This is a genomic window from Streptomyces sp. NPDC029122, assembly GCF_055569445.1.
The window spans coordinates 183,015-201,052 of the sequence record NZ_JBVHWK010000003.1 but is presented as its reverse complement, the minus strand read 5'-3'; the positions used below and the strand labels follow the sequence as shown (position 1 = coordinate 201,052).

The 18,038-nt window shown below is 70.1% G+C and carries 13 protein-coding genes; 3 read left to right on the top strand and 10 right to left on the bottom strand.

Going from position 1 to position 18,038, the window contains the following annotated elements; genetic code table 11:
- Positions 1 to 40 precede the first annotated feature (40 nt).
- Positions 41 to 664: a GNAT family N-acetyltransferase gene (locus tag ACZ4WZ_RS05495; protein WP_467885389.1), complete on the top strand. Its 624-nt coding sequence runs from the start codon at positions 41 to 43 to the stop codon at positions 662 to 664.
- Positions 665 to 760: 96 nt separating this feature from the next.
- On the opposite strand, the gene trxA is transcribed toward ACZ4WZ_RS05495, so the two are convergent.
- From trxA to ACZ4WZ_RS05460, 7 genes are all read right to left on the bottom strand, one after another.
- The gene (gene trxA, locus ACZ4WZ_RS05490; protein WP_467885386.1) at positions 761 to 1,093 is read right to left on the bottom strand and encodes a thioredoxin; all 333 of its coding nucleotides are present in this window, start codon (positions 1,091 to 1,093) and stop codon (positions 761 to 763) included.
- 50 nt (positions 1,094 to 1,143) lie between these two features.
- A complete protein-coding gene (gene trxB, locus ACZ4WZ_RS05485; RefSeq protein WP_467885385.1) occupies positions 1,144 to 2,103 on the bottom strand; it encodes a thioredoxin-disulfide reductase in 960 nt (319 codons plus the stop codon).
- Positions 2,104 to 2,250: 147 nt separating this feature from the next.
- The gene (locus ACZ4WZ_RS05480) at positions 2,251 to 3,234 is read right to left on the bottom strand and encodes an anti-sigma factor family protein (RefSeq protein ID WP_467885382.1); all 984 of its coding nucleotides are present in this window, start codon (positions 3,232 to 3,234) and stop codon (positions 2,251 to 2,253) included.
- Positions 3,231 to 3,932: an RNA polymerase sigma factor SigM gene (gene sigM, locus ACZ4WZ_RS05475; RefSeq protein WP_467885380.1), complete on the bottom strand. Its 702-nt coding sequence runs from the start codon at positions 3,930 to 3,932 to the stop codon at positions 3,231 to 3,233. Before sigM ends, ACZ4WZ_RS05480 begins: the two co-directional genes overlap by 4 nt.
- Before the next feature lie 25 nt (positions 3,933 to 3,957).
- Entirely contained in the window at positions 3,958 to 5,673 is a 1,716-nt protein-coding gene (locus tag ACZ4WZ_RS05470; RefSeq protein WP_467885378.1) for a protein kinase family protein, read from the bottom strand.
- 117 nt (positions 5,674 to 5,790) lie between these two features.
- Positions 5,791 to 7,968: a murein biosynthesis integral membrane protein MurJ gene (gene murJ / locus ACZ4WZ_RS05465; protein WP_467885375.1), complete on the bottom strand. Its 2,178-nt coding sequence runs from the start codon at positions 7,966 to 7,968 to the stop codon at positions 5,791 to 5,793.
- A gap of 46 nt (positions 7,969 to 8,014) precedes the next feature.
- The gene (locus tag ACZ4WZ_RS05460; protein WP_467885372.1) at positions 8,015 to 10,282 is read right to left on the bottom strand and encodes a DUF6049 family protein; all 2,268 of its coding nucleotides are present in this window, start codon (positions 10,280 to 10,282) and stop codon (positions 8,015 to 8,017) included.
- A gap of 185 nt (positions 10,283 to 10,467) precedes the next feature.
- On the opposite strand from ACZ4WZ_RS05460, the gene ACZ4WZ_RS05455 reads away from it, so the two are divergent.
- Entirely contained in the window at positions 10,468 to 11,919 is a 1,452-nt protein-coding gene (locus ACZ4WZ_RS05455; RefSeq protein WP_467885370.1) for a CCA tRNA nucleotidyltransferase, read from the top strand.
- A gap of 73 nt (positions 11,920 to 11,992) precedes the next feature.
- Here the strand turns inward: ACZ4WZ_RS05455 and ACZ4WZ_RS05450 are convergent, their stop codons facing one another.
- From ACZ4WZ_RS05450 to ACZ4WZ_RS05440, 3 genes are all read right to left on the bottom strand, one after another.
- Positions 11,993 to 13,273 (bottom strand): MFS transporter, encoded by a 1,281-nt coding sequence (locus ACZ4WZ_RS05450; RefSeq protein ID WP_467885368.1) that lies wholly within the window; start codon positions 13,271 to 13,273, stop codon positions 11,993 to 11,995.
- A 116-nt stretch (positions 13,274 to 13,389) separates the two neighbouring features.
- A complete protein-coding gene (locus ACZ4WZ_RS05445; RefSeq protein ID WP_467885365.1) occupies positions 13,390 to 14,472 on the bottom strand; it encodes an inositol-3-phosphate synthase in 1,083 nt (360 codons plus the stop codon).
- A 50-nt stretch (positions 14,473 to 14,522) separates the two neighbouring features.
- Positions 14,523 to 15,125: a PadR family transcriptional regulator gene (locus ACZ4WZ_RS05440; RefSeq protein ID WP_467885362.1), complete on the bottom strand. Its 603-nt coding sequence runs from the start codon at positions 15,123 to 15,125 to the stop codon at positions 14,523 to 14,525.
- 272 nt (positions 15,126 to 15,397) lie between these two features.
- Here ACZ4WZ_RS05440 and ACZ4WZ_RS05435 point away from each other — a divergent pair, with 272 nt between their 5' ends.
- Entirely contained in the window at positions 15,398 to 17,992 is a 2,595-nt protein-coding gene (locus tag ACZ4WZ_RS05435) for a transglycosylase domain-containing protein (RefSeq protein WP_467885359.1), read from the top strand.
- The last annotated feature ends 46 nt before the right edge of the window (positions 17,993 to 18,038 follow it).

Genomic DNA, 18,038 nt, shown 5'->3' with positions numbered 1-18,038 from the left:
CACACTCGAAGAAGCAGGGGGCAGTGCTTACGATGTGGTCATGGGTCGTCGGCTGGTACCGCTCACGCTGGACAACGTCCAGGACCTGCCCAGGCGTTGCCGGAGCTGCGTGTTCTGGGAGCTGGATCCCGTCACCGGCGAGGCCGCCGTGAAGGCGGGCACTCCGGAGCTGGAGAAGGAGGCCTGGATCTCCGCCGTCCTCCTGGACTGGGGATCCTGTGGCCGGGTGGTCTATGTGGACGAGGTCCCGGTGGGGTTCGTGCTGTACGCCCCGCCCGCCTATGTGCCGAGGGCCGCGTCCTTCCCGACGAGCCCGGTGTCCCCGGATGCCGTCCAGCTGATCACAGGCTGGATCATGCCGGGGTATCAGGGCCAGGGCCTGGGGCGGGTGATGGTCCAGACGGTCGCGAAGGATCTGCTGCGGCGGGGCTTCAAGGCGATCGAGGCGTTCGGAGAAGCACGCTGGGACCGGCCCGCCTGTCTGCTGCCGGCCGACCATCTGCTGTCGGTGGGATTCAAGACCGTACGCCCCCACCCGGCCCACCCCCGGCTGAGGTTGGAGCTGCGCACGACCCTGTCGTGGAAGGAAGACGTGGAGTTGGCCCTGGACCGGCTGTTGGGCGGAGCCCGGACCCGCAAGGAACCGGCACTGCGCCCGCTGTGAGCAGGCGGGGTGCGGACATGCGAACGGGGCCGCTCCCTGAAGGAGCGGCCCCGTTTCACGTGAAACCTCAGCTACCGCCGACGATCTTCTGGGCCGTCAGGCCTGGATGAAGTCCGCGAGGTCACGCAGGATGGCGGCCTTGGGCTTGGCGCCGACGATGGTCTTGGCGACCTCGCCGCCCTTGTAGACGTTCAGCGTCGGGATGGACATGACGCCGTACCGGGCAGCCGTGGCCGGGTTCTGGTCGATGTTGAGCTTGACGATCTCGATCTCCTCGCCGTGCTCGGCGGCGATGGCCTCCAGCGAAGGCGCGATCTGGCGGCACGGGCCGCACCATTCGGCCCAGAAGTCGACCAGCACGGGCTTGTCGCTGCGCAGGACGACTTCGTCGAAGTCCGCGTCGGTCACGTTCTTGAGGGTGCCGGCCACAGCGGCCTCCTTCTCTTCTACGGGGTGTGGGGTGTGGGGACGGAGCGGGCTCAGACGGTCGCGGTCGCCGGTTCGGCGTCCGCGAGGGCAGCGAGGAAGCGCTCCGCGTCGAGGGCGGCGGAGCAGCCGGTGCCGGCCGCGGTGATCGCCTGACGGTAGGTGTGGTCCACGACGTCGCCGGCGCCGAAGACTCCGGTGATGTTGGTGCGCGTCGAGGGGGCGTCGACCTTGAGGTAGCCCTCGTCGTCCAGGTCGAGCTGGCCGGTGAACAGCTCGGTGCGCGGGTCGTGTCCGACAGCGATGAACAGGCCGGTCACGGGCAGCTCGGACGTCTCACCGGTCTTGGTGTTGCGCAGGGTGAGGCCGGAGAGCTTCTGCTCGCCGTGGATCTCGGCGACCTCGCTGTCCCAGGCGAACCTGATCTTCGGGTCGGCGAAGGCACGGTCCTGCATGGTCTTGGAGGCGCGCAGGCTGTCACGGCGGTGGACGATCGTGACGGACTTGGCGAACCGGGAGAGGAAGGTGGCCTCCTCCATCGCGGTGTCACCGCCGCCGACGACGGCGATGTCCTGGTCCTTGAAGAAGAACCCGTCGCAGGTGGCGCACCAGGAGACACCGCGTCCGGAGAGGGCGTCCTCATTGGGCAGGCCGAGCTTGCGGTGCTGGGAACCGGTGGTGACGATGACGGCCTTGGCGCGGTGCACCGTGCCGGCGGTGTCCGTGACGGTCTTGATCTCACCGGTCAGGTCCACGGCGACGACGTCGTCCGGGACGAGTTCGGCACCGAAGCGCTCGGCCTGGTCGCGCATGTTGTCCATGAGGTCCGGACCCATGATTCCGTCCCGGAAGCCGGGGAAGTTCTCGACCTCGGTGGTGTTCATGAGTGCGCCGCCGGCGGTGACGGCACCTTCGAAGACCAGGGGGTTGAGCGAAGCGCGTGCGGTGTACAGGGCGGCCGTGTAACCGGCCGGCCCGGAGCCGATGATGATCACGTTTCGTACGTCGCTCACGGGTTCTTTCCTCGTCTCTGCGGACTTCGTGCTGCCTACCGGGGGCCGGTGCGGACTCTCACCCCACCCAACGGATCCTACGGCGCGCACATTCCCCGCTTGTCCCCTCCAGTCCCCCAACGCGCGGGTCACCACCCCGCGAGCCCGTCAGTTGCGGGGATAGGTGCTGGTCAGCAGGGGCTTGTCCGGGGTCGGCGCCGCATTGTCCGCGCAGCCCGCGGGCACGAGGTAGGCGTCCACCCGGGCGGGGTCGCCCGGGTGGGGCAGTACGACGAGGTAGACGGGAGTGCCCTGGTAACTGCCGCGTTCAGCGGCGACCGGGGCATCGGTTCGGCCGGTTCCCCGCTGGACGCAGGGCGGGACCGGTGTCCGGTCCGGCTCGGACTGCGGCGAGGCCAGCCGGTCGTCGGGGGCCAGGCCGGGGGAGGTGTCTTGCATCCCCAGGGACCTGTTGGTCTCGCCCGGCGCGGTCTTCGGGGCATTTGCCGCGGCTTCCCCGGCGAGAAGCTGCCGAACGCTCTGGCGGAGTCCCTGAGCCGTGTACTGACCGGGAGTGGAGGCGCCTGCGGAGGCCCTCGCGGTGTCGTTGCGCGTGGCGGTGTCGTGCGAGCCGGTACCGCCCAGGCCGGTGAACAGGAAGACGCCGAGCGCGCAGGCGGCCGCCCCGGCCAGGCCGCTGAGGACGGCGATGCGGCGCCGGGCGCGGCGACGGCCCGGACCGGTTGGGCCGGACGGGTGACCAGTGGGCCGGTGCGCCTCGGTCCGGCCGGAGCGGCCGGCGGCGGCCGACGCCGTTTCACGTGAAACATCGTCGACGGGGTGCGGGCCGGGGGTGGCCGCCTCGGGCCGGGAGGCCGTCGAGTCGAGGAGTGCCTCGGCGGCGAGGGCCGCGTCGATCCGGCCGGCGATGGCGGACGGCATGCGCGGCGGCCCCGGCAGGGTGCCGAGGAGGGACCGGATCTCCTCCAGGGAGGCGAGGACGTCGGCGCACAGGGCGCAGTCGCCGAGATGGCTGCGCACCTCGGCGGTGCGGGAGGGGGGCAGCAGCCCTTCGGTGAGGTCGGAGATCTCCGAGACCTCCGGGTGCCAGGTCGTGCCGGCAGTGCCGGTCGTGCCGGTCGTGGGGCTCACGGTCGTCCACCTCCGCCCTTCACAGCGTCTGGATCCGGTTGGGGATTCCTGGGGTCTGCCGCAGGTGGGACGGCTGTCCCCGGCGTCCGGTTCCTTCCCCGCTCCGAGGTGCTGTTATCCCCGGCATTCGCGCGCAGATGAGTGAGCATCGGGAGGAGTTTGGCCCGGCCGCGGGCGCACCGGCTCTTCACGGTGCCGGTGGGGACGTCGAGGACGCGGGCGGCTTCGGCGACGGGGTATCCCTGCATGTCGACCAGGACGAGGGCGGCCCGCTGCTCCGCGGGGAGGGTGGCCAGGGCGGCCAGGAGCTGGCGGTGGAGGTCCTGGCGCTCCGCGGGGGCCTCGGCGGACTCGTGGGGCTCCAGGAGCCGCTCCAGGCGGTCCGTGTCGTCGAGGGGCGCGGTCCGGCGGGAGGCGGCCTTGCGGGCCCGGTCGAGGCAGGCGTTGACGGTGATCCGGTGCAGCCAGGTGGTGACGGCGGAGTCGCCCCGGAAGGTGTGGGCGGCCCGGTAGGCGGAGACCAGGGCGTCCTGGACGGCGTCGGCGGCCTCCTCGCGGTCGCCGAGCGTGCGCAGCGCGACGGCCCAGAGCCGGTCGCGGTGGCGCCGTACGAGCTCGCCGAAGGCGTCGGGATCGCCCGCGACGTGCAGGGCCAGGAGATCCTGGTCGCTGCGCTCGCCGGTCGCGGAGTCGTCCAACGGTGAGCCCCCTCCCTGCCTCGCGTCAGCCCTTGAACTTCACGTCCGTGATGCCCTGCTTGTAGCCGGCCTTGCTGTAGTCCTCGTCGGGGGCGTAGGGCATGGCGGTGATCCACAGGAGGACGTAGCGCGTCTTGACCGGCTTCTCAGCGGTCAGCTTCACGTTGTTGCTCTTGGTGGTCGTGCCCGCGATCTTCTTCATCGAGCCGACCTTGCCCTGGGGGTTGAGGGCGTCGGTGGCGTACAGGGCCAGGGTGTTGCGATCGCCCTGGTACTTCAGCGCTATCGACGCCTCGCTCACGTCCTGCTCGGAACCCAGGTCGTAGACGATCCCGACGCCGTCCTTGATCTTGAACTCGGGGCCGTCGGAGAAGCTCTTGGTCCGCCAGTAGCTGGCACCGTCCCCGTCGTACGTCATGCCGACGCTGTTGGCGTTCTGCGGGGTGCCGTCCGGCGCGTACTCCTTGGCGCCCCTGATGGAGAGCGGAGCGGGCTCCTTCTTCTGCGCCGTGTCGTTGGGGCCCTGCTGCTGGGTCTGGGTGTTCTCACCGCCGTCCGGTTTGCCGCGGAGGAGGGTGTCGGCGAGCTGCCAGCTGCCGAGCCCCAGAGCGACGATCAGCAGGGCGGCGACGCCCCACTTCAGGGCACGGCCGGTGCGGCTCTGCAGCGGCGGCGGGGGGACGGAGGAGACCGCCTGTGTGGAGGGCAGGCCGGCGGAGACGGGCCTTCCGTAGGTGCCCTGCTGGTAGGTGGTGTGCTGGTACTCCGGGGGCGCGGTGAAGACGGGCTCGGGCGGGCGGATGCGGGGCATCGCGGCGACGGCCTTGGCCAGCTCCTCCGGGCTGGTGCAGGGGGGCTCCTGCCGGGAGGCGGTGGCCCCGTCGTTGGCGAGGGCGCGCATGGCGAGCTCGCCGAGGCCCCGGTGAACGCCGGCCCGGACCTGGTCGGGGGCGAGCAGGCCGACGCCCTTGGGCAGGCCGCGCAGGCCGTAGGCGTCGTTCTCGTACGGCCAGCGCTGGGTGAGGGCGGCGTACAGCAGGGCGCCGATGGCCTCGGTGTCGGCCCGCTGCGGGGTGTCGCTCGTGATGCCGCGCAGGGCGGCGTTCACGGCGAGGCCGCGGATGCGGTACTGGCCCGAGGAGGTGCGCAGTATCGCGCTGGGCGTCAGGCGCAGGTGGGCCAGGCCCTCGCGGTGGGCGGCGGCCATGGCCTGGGAGACCTGGCTGACCAGCTGGTACGCCTCGTGGGGTTCGAGGGTGCCGTCGGCGAGGACGGAGGTCAGTTCGGTGGCGTCGGGCAGCCACTCGTGGACGACGTAGACGAGGTCGTTCTCCTCCACGGCGTCGAGGACCTGGACGAAGCGGGGGTCACCGAGCAGGGCGGAGGAGCGGGCGGCGGCCAGGACGCTGCGGGCCCGGGGGTGGTCGGCGGGCAGCAGGTGGACGCCCACCGCGCGGCGCAGCTTCTCGTCCATGGCCCGCCAGCTGCTGAACCCGTCCAAACGGGTGACGCACTCCTCCAGCCGGTAGCGCCGCGCGAGCTTGTGCCCGCTGTGGAGTTCCGGCGCGGCCGTGGGCGCCGCGCTTCTGCGTTCGCCGTCCTTCTCGGGCATGGGTCCGTCCGAGGCTTTTCCGTTCTGGGCGTCCACCCCGTCGGCCGTGGCCTTGGCCGCATCTGCGGCCAGCGGCTGCTCGCCGCTGTTGTCGGCCACGTCGACGGCAGCCGTGCTACGTTCCGCCACCGTCGTCCCTGCCTCCCCATCCGTTGCGCGCTGTCGGCCAGTCTGCGAAGCCATGCCAATTGTGCCCACAGTCCGCCGCTATGCACGACACACGAAGGGGGGTGACGGTTGTGCGCATCAGCGCCCCAGACGTCCGCGGACCATTCCGACCATGGAGTTGAGCTCTTCGATCCGCATCCGCTTGGCGGCGAGGAGGAACACGGCGCCGAGGGCGATGACACCCGCGACCAGGGCGGCGAGGGAACCGAGGGCTCCGTTGCCCAGCCACCGGGTGACCCCGTAGGCGGCGGCGCCCGCCACGGCGGCGGCCGGGACGCACGCGCCGATCAGACGGGTGTACGTACGCATCACGTGGGCGCCGTCGAGGTCTCCGCCGAGGCGGGCCTTCAGGCGGCGCCAGGCCACGCCGACACCGACGGCATAGCCCAGGCCGTAGGCGGCGGCCATGCCGACGACGGCCCAGCGCGCCGGCAGGACGAAGAAGGCCAGGGCGGAGACGCCCGCGTTGACGGCGGCCACGATGACCGTGTTGTAGAAGGGGGTCCGGGTGTCCTCGTAGGCGTAGAAACCGCGCAGGACCACGTACTGGACGGAGTACGGGATCAGGCCGAGGCCGAAGGCCATGAGGATGAAACCGATGTTGGTGGCGTCGTCGGCGCCCGTGCTGGCGTAGAGCAGCGTCGCCATCGGCACGCCGAGTGCGAGGAAGGCGAAGGCGCAGGGCACGATCGCGACGGCCGAGGTGCGCAGGCCGTAGGAGATGTCGTCGCGGACGGCTGCGGCGTCGCCGTCGTGGGCCGAGCGCGAAATGCGGGGCAGCACGGCCGTCATGACGGAGACGGTGATGATGGCCTGCGGCATCTGCCAGAGCAGCAGGGCGTAGTTGTAGCCGGTGATGCCGGTACCGCCGTGGCCCTGCTTGTCGGCGATCTCACCGGCCCAGGTGGCGAGCTGGGTCACGACGACCAGGCCGAGCTGGTTGGCGAGGACGAAGAAGAACGTCCACTTGGCCAGACCCGCGGCCTTGCCCAGGCCGTGTCCCTTCCAGTCGAAGCGCAGCCGCATCTTGAAGCCGGCGTCGCGCAGGTAGGGCAGCATCGCCAAGGACTGGACGACGAGGCCCAGCAGGGTGCCGATGCCCAGCAGGCGGACGCCCTCGGGGGTGATCGTCGCCTCGGAGACCCCGGTGGCGGTGAAGCCGCCGAAGGCCCAGATGAAGGCGCCGAAGGTGGCGATGACCACGATGTTGTTGAGGACCGGGGTCCACATCATCGCGCCGAACCGGCCCCGGGCGTTGAGGATCTGACCGAGGACCACGTGCACGCCCATGAAGAACATGGTGGGCAGGCAGTACTGCGCGAAGGCCACCGCGATGTCCATGCGCTGCGGGTTGTCGGCGATCTTCTGCGACATCATGCCGATGAAGAGCGGGGCCGCGAACACGCAGAGGGTGGTGACCGCGCCCAGCAGGACCACCACGAGGGTCAGCAGGCGGTTGGCGTAGGCCTCGCCACCGTCGGCGTCGTTCTTCATGGCCCGGACGAGCTGAGGGATGAAGACCGCGTTGAGGGCGCCGCCGCCGACGAGGACGTAGATCATCGTCGGCAGGGTGTTGGCGACCTGGTAGGAGTCGTTGAGGGACGCGACGCCGATGGCGCCGGCGATCACCAGGGTGCGCGCGAAGCCGGTGATGCGGGAGACGATCGTGCCGGCCGCCATCAGGGCGCTCGACTTCAGGAGGCCGGCGGCCTTGCCCGCGGGCTTGCTCGGCGCGGGGGCCGCGACCGGGGCCTCCTCGACGGTGGCGCCGGGGACCGCCTGCTGGTCCCGGTAGAGGTGCGTGAAGGCGTCGGTCTCGGGGTCCTCCTCCGACGCGCTGGTCACGAGCGAGTCCACTCCGACGAACTGCGTCGTCGTCGCGTGGTCGCCGTAGGGCAGGTGGCGGGAGGGGCCGTCCGGCTCGGGCGGCGGGGTCTGGGCCCAGACGCGCGGGTCGGGGCCGTGCGAGGGTGCCTGCGGGGCCGCGTAGAGCGGACCGGGCTCCTGGTAGGTGCCCGGCGGCGGCGGGGGGTGCGAGGCCCGGTCGTAGAGGGCCTCGGCCACGGGGTCCTGGGCCGACAGGTCCTGCGACCGGTAGGGGTCGTAGTCGTAGGCGTCCTGAACGTACGGGTCGTGGTCCGGCGCGGGCGCGGGCGCCGGAACCTGTCCGGGCACCGGAGCGCCCGGGGCAGTGCCCTGGGAGGGCCTGGGCCCACCAGTGCCCTGCGCGCGGTCACCGTCGTACGGCGCGTTCATCGCAACCCCACCTCATCGTCCCCAGGCCGACCGGCCACGGCATCGCTCAACGGTCCACTGTCTCACCCGTGCCGGACCCCTCAGCGCTTTGCGGTCCGGTGTCCGTGGACTCGTCACTCGGCTGCGTGCTCTCCTCCGCGGCCGCGCGCGCGGCGACGCGCTTGCGGCTGGCGTACATCTTGATGCCCGCCAGAACGAGGAGGAGCACACCGCCGGCGATGACGAGCATGACGGTGGGAGTGATCTCGGTGGCCTCGACCGTGAACTTGCGTTCCTTGCCGTACGGCACGCCGTCCTTGGTGAAAAGGCGTGCTGTGACCTCGACCGGACCACTCGCGGTGGCGTTGGCGGTGAACTTTACCGTCTGGCTGTGTCCGCCCTGAACGGTGACTTCCTCTTCCGTTTCGCCACTGTCGCCGAACATCAGACGGGTGGGGTTGGCGGACTTCACCCGCAGCACGAGGTTCTGGACGTCCTGGACGAGGCTGTTCTGGACGCTGACCGGGATGGTCGCGCTGTGGCCGGACAGGGTGGCGTTGGACTTGGGGATGACCTTGACCTTGTCGGTCAGCCCGACCAGGTACGACTGGACCTGCTCGCGGTAGGCGGCGGCCTCCTCGGGGCGGCCGCGCCAGGAGGTGGACATCTCCCGGTTCATGGTGTTGCCGAAGGGGATCTCGACGCGGTCCGGCGCCGAGAGGATGACCTTGAAGTGGTCGAGCGTCGTCTGCGTGGTGCGGATCTTCTCGAAGGCGGACACCGGAAGCTCCTGCTGGCTCAGGGCTTCCGGGTACTGGCCCGCGCCCGGTACCTGGGTCGCGGCGCCCGGGTCGGGCTTGGCCGCGGCCGCCGCCTCCAGGTCGGAGGGCTGGGTCCAGCGGGCCGCCTGGAGCCCGCGCAGGGCGACGGCCATCGAATCCGCCTGGCTGGCGGTCGGCCGGCGCTGGGGCGCGACCACGTAGCTGCGCTGCTCGTCGCTGTTCGGCAGGTTCAGGGCGAGGCTGTGGGCCAGGAACCGCTGGACGGCGAGCGTGGAGTTCCCGGCGGTGGCCATATCGCCCTCGAAGGCGGTGGAGAGCTCCGCGTCGGCCACCACGGCGGTGGTGCCCGCCCCGATGGGACGGGCGGCCGACGGGGTGTAGCCGAGGGCGCCGGTCTCTTGGAGGCTGTCACTGCGGGCGAGGACGTGGTGCGCGCCGGCCGAGGTGGCGACGTTGACGATCGACGGGTCGATGGCACCGTCCACCGGCCAGGAGAAGTCGGTGGACGGGGTGACGTGCAGCACCGTCTCGACGGCCTGCTTCGCCTTGTCCGTGGCCGGCCGCAGCTGGCCCAGCGTGCCCGAGACGTCCTTGCCGCGGTGGGCGAGGGAGGCGATGTCGGGGTCGGCGAAGGGCAGCGCGACGACCTTCTTGCCCTGTACGGCCGTCTCGAGGGCGCTCAGCCACTGCTCGGCGACGGCCTTGTTCCGGCCCTGTACGGGCTTGCCGTTCGGGTCGGGGCTGCGGACGCGGTAGCCCTTGGTCATGGCGTCGACCGCGGTGAGCAGATCGGGGTCGATGACCCAGGTGACCGGCAGGTCCTTGCCGAGCGCGACCATCCGCTCCAGCCGGCCGCCCGGCCGCAGCTCGTCCGCGAGGGAATCGTCGAGGAAGACGGGGGTCTGGAGCTCGTCCGAGCCGGTCTCCGCCGTGACGTGCGTGGTGGAGATCAGCGGCCACACGTAGGTCAGGGAGGACCGCTTGGCGGCCGGGTCCGGCTGCCAGGGCAGGAAGGTCCGCTGGATGCCCAGAACCTGCTCGTAGGGGCGGCCGTCGGTCGACCCGGACAGGGACACGCCGAGCTGGTACACCCCGTCCGCGCCCAAGTCCAGCTTGTTGACCGGCACCTTGATCGTGAACTGCCGGCCCACCTTGGAGGTCAGCGAGTCGATCTTCACGGCGAAGGCCGAGTCGATCTCCCCGGGGTCCACACCGGGCCGGAAGCCCTTGCGGTCCGCCACCTCGCCGATCGCCGACCGGTCCCCCAGCCTCGGCCCGACCCGCAGTCCCACGTGGGCGTTCTTGATCGTCTCCGAGCCGTTGTTGACCACGGTGCCGGTGATCGTGAGCGTGTCGCTTTTGATCGGAGCGCTCGGCGACACCTCCGTGAGCTGGACGTCGACCGAGGCCTCGGCCGCCTGGGCGGGCGGTGCGGGGGCGTAGACCAGGGCGGCCAGCACCGGCGTCCCGCTGAGCAGGACGACTGCCCGCCGCAGCCAGCGGCGCCGGGCAGGGACGGAGGCCGTCCCCTGGATGTCTGCCGCCTCGGCCACGCGTTCGCCCGTCCCTCGAAGTGTCAGTGGTCGTCGGTTCTGCGTCCACGCATGGTAACGAGGAGCGCTGTGCGCGAGTGCCGCGCCTTGCTCCACATGATCGGTTCCGCTTCGGGGCGGCCCTCGGCGGGGTGCCGGTGAAACGGGGGAGCCCGCGCCGGGCGGGCCACGTACCCTTTTCTGTTGTGCCGAACGCCAATGAAGACAACCCCAGTGCCCTGAGTCAGGTGCAGCGCCGCGCGGTCAGTGAACTGCTGCGGGTCGCTCCTGTCGCCGACGAGCTCGGCCGCCGGTTCCAGGAGGCGGGTTTCCGCCTCGCCCTGGTCGGCGGGTCCGTCCGCGACGCGCTGCTCGGGCGTCTCGGCAACGACCTCGACTTCACCACCGACGCGCGTCCCGAAGCCGTCCTGAAGATCATGCGGCCCTGGGCGGACTCGCTCTGGGACGTCGGCATCGCCTTCGGCACCGTCGGGGCCCAGCGCGACGGGTTCCAGATCGAGGTGACGACCTACCGCTCCGAGGCGTACGACCGCACCTCGCGCAAGCCCGAGGTCTCCTACGGCGACTCGATCGAGGAAGACCTGGTCCGACGGGACTTCACCGTCAACGCCATGGCCCTCGCTCTTCCGGAGCAGGAGTTCGTCGACCCGCACGGCGGCCTGGAGGACCTGGCCGCCGGTGTGCTGCGGACGCCCGGCACGCCGGAGGACTCCTTCTCCGACGATCCGCTGCGCATGCTGCGCGCCGCCCGGTTCGCCGCGCAGCTGGACTTCGAGGTCGCTCCCGAGGTCGTGTCGGCCATGAAGGCGATGTCCGACCGGATCGAGATCGTCTCGGCCGAGCGCGTGCAGGGCGAGCTGAACAAGCTGCTGCTGTCCGCGCACCCCCGCAAGGGCCTGGGACTGCTGGTGGACACCGGCCTCGCCGACCGGATCCTGCCGGAGCTGCCGGCCCTGCGGCTGGAGCGCGACGAGCACCACCGGCACAAGGACGTCTACGACCACTCCCTGATCGTCCTGGAGCAGGCCATCGACCTCGAGGAGGACGGCCCGGACCTGGTGCTGCGTCTGGCGGCCCTGCTGCATGACATCGGCAAGCCCCGCACCCGGCGCTTCGAGAGCGACGGCCGCGTTTCCTTCCACCACCACGAGGTGGTGGGCGCGAAGATGACCAAGAAGCGCATGACGGCGCTGAAGTACTCCAACGACATGGTCAGGGACGTGTCCCGGCTGGTGGAGCTGCACCTGCGGTTCCACGGCTACGGCGACGGGGAGTGGACCGACTCGGCCGTCCGGCGCTACGTCCGTGACGCGGGTCCGCTGCTGGACCGGCTGCACAAGCTGACCCGGTCGGACTGCACCACGCGCAACAAGCGCAAGGCCAATGCGCTCTCCCGGACCTATGACGGCCTGGAGGAGCGGATCGCTCAGCTCCAGGAGCAGGAGGAGCTGGACGCGATCCGGCCCGACCTCAACGGGAACGAGATCCAGCAGATCCTGGAGATCGGCCCGGGCCCGATGGTCGGCAAGGCGTACGCCCACCTGCTGGAGCTGAGGCTGGAGAACGGGCCGATGGACCGCGAGGAGGCGGTCGCGGCCCTCAAGGAATGGTGGGCGGATCAGGCTCCGCAGGCCTGACGTGTGATCCACCGCAGCGGTGTTTCACGTGAAACACCGCTGCTTCGCGTGGACGCGGGCTCTCCCATGGCTGTCAGTGGGGTGGCGTTTCACGTGAAACACCACCCCGCCGCAGGATTCCGGCCGTGGCCGCGTAGATCAGGGCCACGCTGATGAGCAGGGCGACGGACCGGCCGTCGGCGGGCAGCATGAGGGACGCCACCGCGGCCGCCCCGACGAAGGCGACGTTGAAGAGCACGTCATAGACGGAGAAGACCCGGCCCCGGAAATCGTCGTCCACCCGGGACTGCAGGACGGTGTCCGTGGAGATCTTGGCCCCCTGGGTGGCGAGTCCGAGGACGAAGGCGGCGGCGAGCATGGGCTCGGGCGCGAAGAAGAGCCCGAGCGCGGGCACCAGCACGGCCGAGGCCGCCGAGCAGACGACGATCCAGCCCAGCGGTCCGAGCCGGTTCACCAGCCAGGGCGTGACGACGGCCGCCGCGAAGAACCCGGCCCCGGAGACCCCGACGGCGATTCCGAGGAGGGCCAGCCCGTCGGACTCGTTGTCCGACCAGGAATAGCGGCAGAGCATCAGCAGCATCACCGTCAGCGCGCCGTAGCAGAACCGCATCAGGGTCATCGCGGTCAGCGCCCGCGCGGCTTCCCGGCGGCCGGCCAGGTGCCGGAGGCCCTCGGCCATGCCGCGCACGGTCAGGGCGATCCCTTCGGCGAGCGAGGGATGGTCGGGCCCGCTCCGGTGGTCGGGCCCGAGGAGCCCGATGGCCAGGCGCAGCGCGACCAGGCCCGCGCACAGGTAGAGGGCGGCGCCGAGCAGGACGACGAGGGCGTTGGACCCCGAGGCCAGGATCCGGACGAGGAAGGCCAGGCCCCCGCCGGCGACCGCCGCGAGCGTTCCGGCGGTGGGCGAGAGCGCGTTGGCGGTGACCAGCTGGTCGGCGCGGACGACATGGGGCAGGGACGCGGCGAGCCCGGCCAGTACGAAGCGGTTGACCGCGGTCACGGACAGGGCCGAGGCGTAGAAGAGCCACTCGGGGACCTGGACGACTACCAGCAGCGCGGTCACACCGGCGAGCAGGGCCCGCAGCAGGTTGCCGTAGAGGAAGACCTGACGCCGGCGCCACCGGTCCAGCAGCACCCCGGCGAAGGGTCCGATCGCCGAATAGGGCAGCAGCAGTACCGCCATGGCCGAGGCGATGGCCGCGGGAGAGGTCTGCTTCTCGGGGGAGAAGACCACGTAGGTGGCGAGCGCGACCTGGTAGACGCCGTCGGCGGCCTGGGAGAACAGCCGTACGGCGAGCAGGTTCCGGAAGTCCCTCAGGCGCAGGAGTATGCGCAGATCACCTACGACGGGCATGAGGGCAAGGGTCACACACACCGAGGGTCCCCGGACACTTCGTCCGGGGACCCTCGGTGGAAGAGCGGTCGAAGACCAGGTGTCCGGAGGACCCTTGGGGCGACCCCTTGTGGCGACTAGCGCTCGACCTCGCCCTTGATGAACTTCTCGACGTTCGCGTAGGCCTCGTCGTCGAAGTACTGGACCGGCGGGGACTTCATGAAGTAGCTGGAGGCCGAGAGGATCGGGCCGCCGATGCCGCGGTCCTTGGCGATCTTCGCGGCGCGCAGGGCGTCGATGATGACACCGGCGGAGTTCGGGGAGTCCCACACCTCGAGCTTGTACTCGAGGTTCAGCGGGACGTCGCCGAAGGCACGACCCTCGAGGCGGACGTAGGCCCACTTGCGGTCGTCGAGCCACGCGACGTAGTCGGACGGGCCGATGTGGACGTTCTTCTCGCCGAGCTCACGGTCGGGGATCTGCGAGGTGACGGCCTGCGTCTTGGAGATCTTCTTCGACTCGAGGCGGTCACGCTCGAGCATGTTCTTGAAGTCCATGTTGCCGCCGACGTTGAGCTGCATGGTGCGCTCGAGACGGACACCGCGGTCCTCGAACAGCTTCGCCATCACACGGTGCGTGATGGTGGCGCCGACCTGGGACTTGATGTCGTCGCCGACGATCGGGACACCGGCCTCGGTGAACTTGTCGGCCCACTCCTTGGTACCGGCGATGAAGACCGGGAGGGCGTTGACGAAGGCGACCTTGGCGTCGATGGCGCACTGGGCGTAGAACTTCGCGGCCTCTTCGGAACCGACCGGGAGGTAGCAGATCAGGACGTCGACCTGGCGGTCCTTGAGGATCTGGACCACGTCGACCGGAGCCTCGGCGGACTCCTCGATGGTCTGGCGGTAGTACTTGCCCAGGCCGTCCAGGGTGTGGCCGCGCTGGACGGTCACGCCCGAGTTCGGGACGTCGCAGATCTTGATGGTGTTGTTCTCGCTGGCGCCGATGGCGTCCGAGAGGTCGAGGCCGACCTTCTTCGCGTCGACGTCGAACGCGGCGACGAACTCGATGTCACGCACGTGGTAGTCGCCGAACTGGACGTGCATCAGACCGGGGACCTTCGACGCCGGGTCGGCGTCCTTGTAGTACTCGACGCCCTGCACCAGCGAGGCGGCGCAGTTGCCCACGCCTACGATGGCTACGCGAACCGAACCCATTCCGGTTGCTCCCTGTTTGTTCTCGGAACGAGGCCTGCGAAATACAGGCCTCACTTTGCAGTTTCGTCGGGCGGTCCGGATCGTCGCCGATCCCGTCCCGCCCGCTCGCTCTCGATGAGCTCGTTGAGCCAGCGCACTTCACGCTCGACGGATTCCATTCCGTGCCGCTGCAGTTCGAGCGTGTAGTCGTCCAGGCGCTCCCGTGTACGGGCGAGCGAGGCGCGCATCTTCTCCAGGCGCTCCTCCAGCCGGCTGCGGCGGCCCTCCAGCACCCGCATGCGCACGTCTCGTTCGGTCTGGCCGAAGAAGGCGAAGCGGGCGGCGAAGGACTCGTCCTCCCAGGTGTCTGGGCCGGTGTGGGACAGGAGCTCTTCGAAGCGCTCCTTACCTGCTGCCGTCAACCGGTAGACGATCTTGGCGCGGCGCCCTGCGAGTGAAGCGGCGAGAGCGTCTTCCGGGGCGTTCCCCGGTTCTTCGATCAACCAGCCGTTTGCGACCAGAGTCTTGAGGCAGGGGTAGAGAGTCCCGTAGCTGAACGCCCTGAACACTCCCAGCGAGGTGTTGAGCCGCTTGCGGAGCTCGTAACCGTGCATGGGGGATTCACGGAGCAGGCCGAGGACGGCGAACTCGAGGATGCCTGAGCGCCTGCTCATCCGCCTGCCCCTCTCTGCCCCGGAGTTTATGTCGAGCTGATGTATCGGCTCGATACATCCAGACGATAGAACGGGTCGCTCCCAGCGACAAGCGGTGACGTGGTGACCGGCGTCACATCACTGATTCGTACGACGCAAGTTGCCTGATTTGGGGTGAACTTCGGCACTGGTTGGGTTTTGGCCGTGCGTAGGCTGTGCGGGAGGACCACCGGGGGGAACCGGAATCACCTGCCGCTTCCAGGCCACTCGCCTGCCCGAGGAGTAGTCGTTCGATGAGCGAGCACCGCCGTAAACCGCCGCAGCCCCAGGGCGGCGGCCGCGCCGCGTCCCGCAGAGCCGCACCACAGCGCCCCGGCAGGGGCGCCGGCCCCGGTCATGGCGCCCCCGCGTCACCGCCCGGCGGACCGTACGCGGAGCACGGTGCGCACGGAGGCCGTTCCGATGCCCGCCGAGCCGCCCAGCGGGGCGCCGCCGGACACGGACGCGCAGGTGGGAAGGGGGGCAGTGGCGGAAAGGGGCGCAGCCGGTTCATCGACTACCCGCGCGCGGGCAAGGTCGGCTGGAAGCGTTTCGTACCGTCCTGGAAGCTGGTCTCCGGGACCTTCCTGGGCTTCTTCGCAGTGATCTTCGCGGGCGCCGGCATCGGTATCGCCAGCGTGGGCACCCCGGACGCGAACAAGGCCGCGAAGGCGCAGAACAACGTCTTCCAGTGGGCGGACGGCACCCAGATGGTCGCCACCGGCGGTACCACGAACCGGCAGATCGTCCCGATCGACCAGATTCCCCTATCCATGCGGAATGCGGTGATCGCGGCGGAGAACGAGTCGTTCGAGACGGACAAGGGCGTCGACCCGATGGGTATCGCACGCGCCGTGGTGAACATGGCCACGGGCGGTTCCACCCAGGGCGGCTCGACCATCACCCAGCAGTACGTCAAGAACACGTACCTCGACTCCGAGCAGACGCTCAAGCGCAAGATCACCGAGCTCTTCATCGCGATCAAGCTGGGCGTCACCGAGGAGAAGGACGTCGTCCTCGCCGGCTACCTCAACACCGCCTACTACGGCCGCGACGCCTACGGCATCCAGGCCGCCGCCCGCGCCTACTTCGGCAAGGACGCCAAGGACCTCAACCCGTCCGAGAGCGCCTTCCTCGCCGCCATGCTCAAGGGCCCCAACCTCTACAACCCCGACGGCGGCATCGGCCCGGCCGCCACCCCGGAGGCCAACGAGAAGCGCGCCCGGCTCCGCTGGGCGTGGGTGCTCGACCGCGAGGTCGCGGTGGGGCGCATGGAGCAGTCCGAGCGGGACAAGTACCGGGAGTTCCCCGCCCGGGTGGACTCCGAGCAGGCCCGCGGCATGTCCGGCCAGACCGGCTACCTGGTCGAGGTGGCCAAGCAGTACGTCATGAAGACCACCGGCATCACCGCCGAGAAGATGGCGCTCGGCGGCTACACGATCACCACCACGTTCGAGAAGCCCAGGGTGGACGCCCTGGTCAAGGCGGTCGAGGACACGCGCAACGACTTCCTCGACGAGAAGAAGCGGCCCCAGTACGACACCTTCGTGCAGGTCGGAGCCGCCTCCGTGGACGTGAAGACCGGCGCGATCGTCGCCCTGTACGGCGGCCCCGGCTGGGACCACAAGTACTTCGCCAACAACGCCAACACCTCCGGCGTCCCCGTCGGCTCGACCTGGAAGCCGTACGTCCTCGCGGCCGCCATGCAGTACGGCACGCAGAACTCCAAGGGCTCGGGCATCTCGGTCGACAGCAAGTACAACGCCAACGACCTCACCGTGATCAACAACCGGGAAGGCAAGCCGCTGCTCGCCAACGACGGGACGCCGTTCCGGCAGAAGAACGAGAGCGAGTACCCCTACGGCTACGTGACCCTCAACGAGGCGATGGAGAAGTCCATCAACGTGCCGTTCGCCCAGCTCGTCTTCGACGTCGGCCACGGCAAGGTCCGCGAGGTCGCCAAGTCCACCGGCATCCTCGAGGAGTCGATGGACAAGAACAACAACGCCTCCTTCGCCCTTGGCACCTCGACTCCCAGCGCCATCCGCATGGCCGACTCCTACGCCACCTTCGCCGCCTCCGGCACCCACCGCGAGCCCTTCTCCGTGAAGAAGGTCGTCAAGGACGGCAAGGCGGTGCCCGGCTTCGAGCCGCCCAAGGAGTCCCGCGCCATGGACGACTCCATCGCGGACAACATCACCAAGGTGCTGCGCAACGTCGTCGAGAACGGCACCGGAACCAAGGCGAAGAAGCTGGGACGGCCCGCGGCCGGCAAGACGGGCACCACCGACCAGAACAAGTCGGCCTGGTTCGTCGGCTACACCCCCGAGCTGTCCACCTCGGTCACCCTCTTCCGCAACGACCCGACCTCCAAGAACAAGGAGCTCATGTCCATGAACCACGTGGGCGGGGTCGACTCCATCCACGGTGGTGACATTCCGGCGGCCATCTGGACCGAGTACATGCGCGAGGCGCTCAAGGGCACCCCGGTCAAGGACTTCCCCGAGGCCGAGGACACCGGCGTCATCGCGGACGCGGCCGGAGCCCCGCAGCCCACGCCCTCGGCCGTACCGTCGCCCTCCGTCTCGGTGTCGCCCTCGCCCAGCCCCTCTCCGTCGGTGTCCCCGTCGCCGTCCGGCCACGGCAAGCCGTCCTGCAAGCCGAGGCCCTGGAACCTGAACTGCGACCCGACGGTCACCGGCGGTCAGAACGCCGGAACCGACGGCGGAACCACCTCCGGCGGCTTCCCGGACGGCGGCACCAGCACGATGCCGTCCCCGACCACCCCCCGCCCCGGCCGGCCGGGCGGGTCGAGCAACTGGGGAAGCATCATGGGCGCCTCCGGCTGATCCCGCAGCCGTCCCACCCGGAGGGCCGTCGCACACCGTGCGGCGG

Excerpts from the sequence above, each read along its gene's own strand:
- ACZ4WZ_RS05495 (WP_467885389.1), top strand. The coding sequence starts at position 41 with ATGGGTCGTCGGCTGGTACCGCTCACGCTGGACAACGTCCAGGACCTG.
- murJ (WP_467885375.1), bottom strand. The coding sequence starts at position 7,968 with ATGAACGCGCCGTACGACGGTGACCGCGCGCAGGGCACTGGTGGGCCC.
- ACZ4WZ_RS05450 (WP_467885368.1), bottom strand. The coding sequence starts at position 13,273 with ATGCCCGTCGTAGGTGATCTGCGCATACTCCTGCGCCTGAGGGACTTC.
- ACZ4WZ_RS05445 (WP_467885365.1), bottom strand. The coding sequence starts at position 14,472 with ATGGGTTCGGTTCGCGTAGCCATCGTAGGCGTGGGCAACTGCGCCGCC.
- ACZ4WZ_RS05440 (WP_467885362.1), bottom strand. The coding sequence starts at position 15,125 with ATGAGCAGGCGCTCAGGCATCCTCGAGTTCGCCGTCCTCGGCCTGCTC.
- ACZ4WZ_RS05435 (WP_467885359.1), top strand. The coding sequence starts at position 15,398 with ATGAGCGAGCACCGCCGTAAACCGCCGCAGCCCCAGGGCGGCGGCCGC.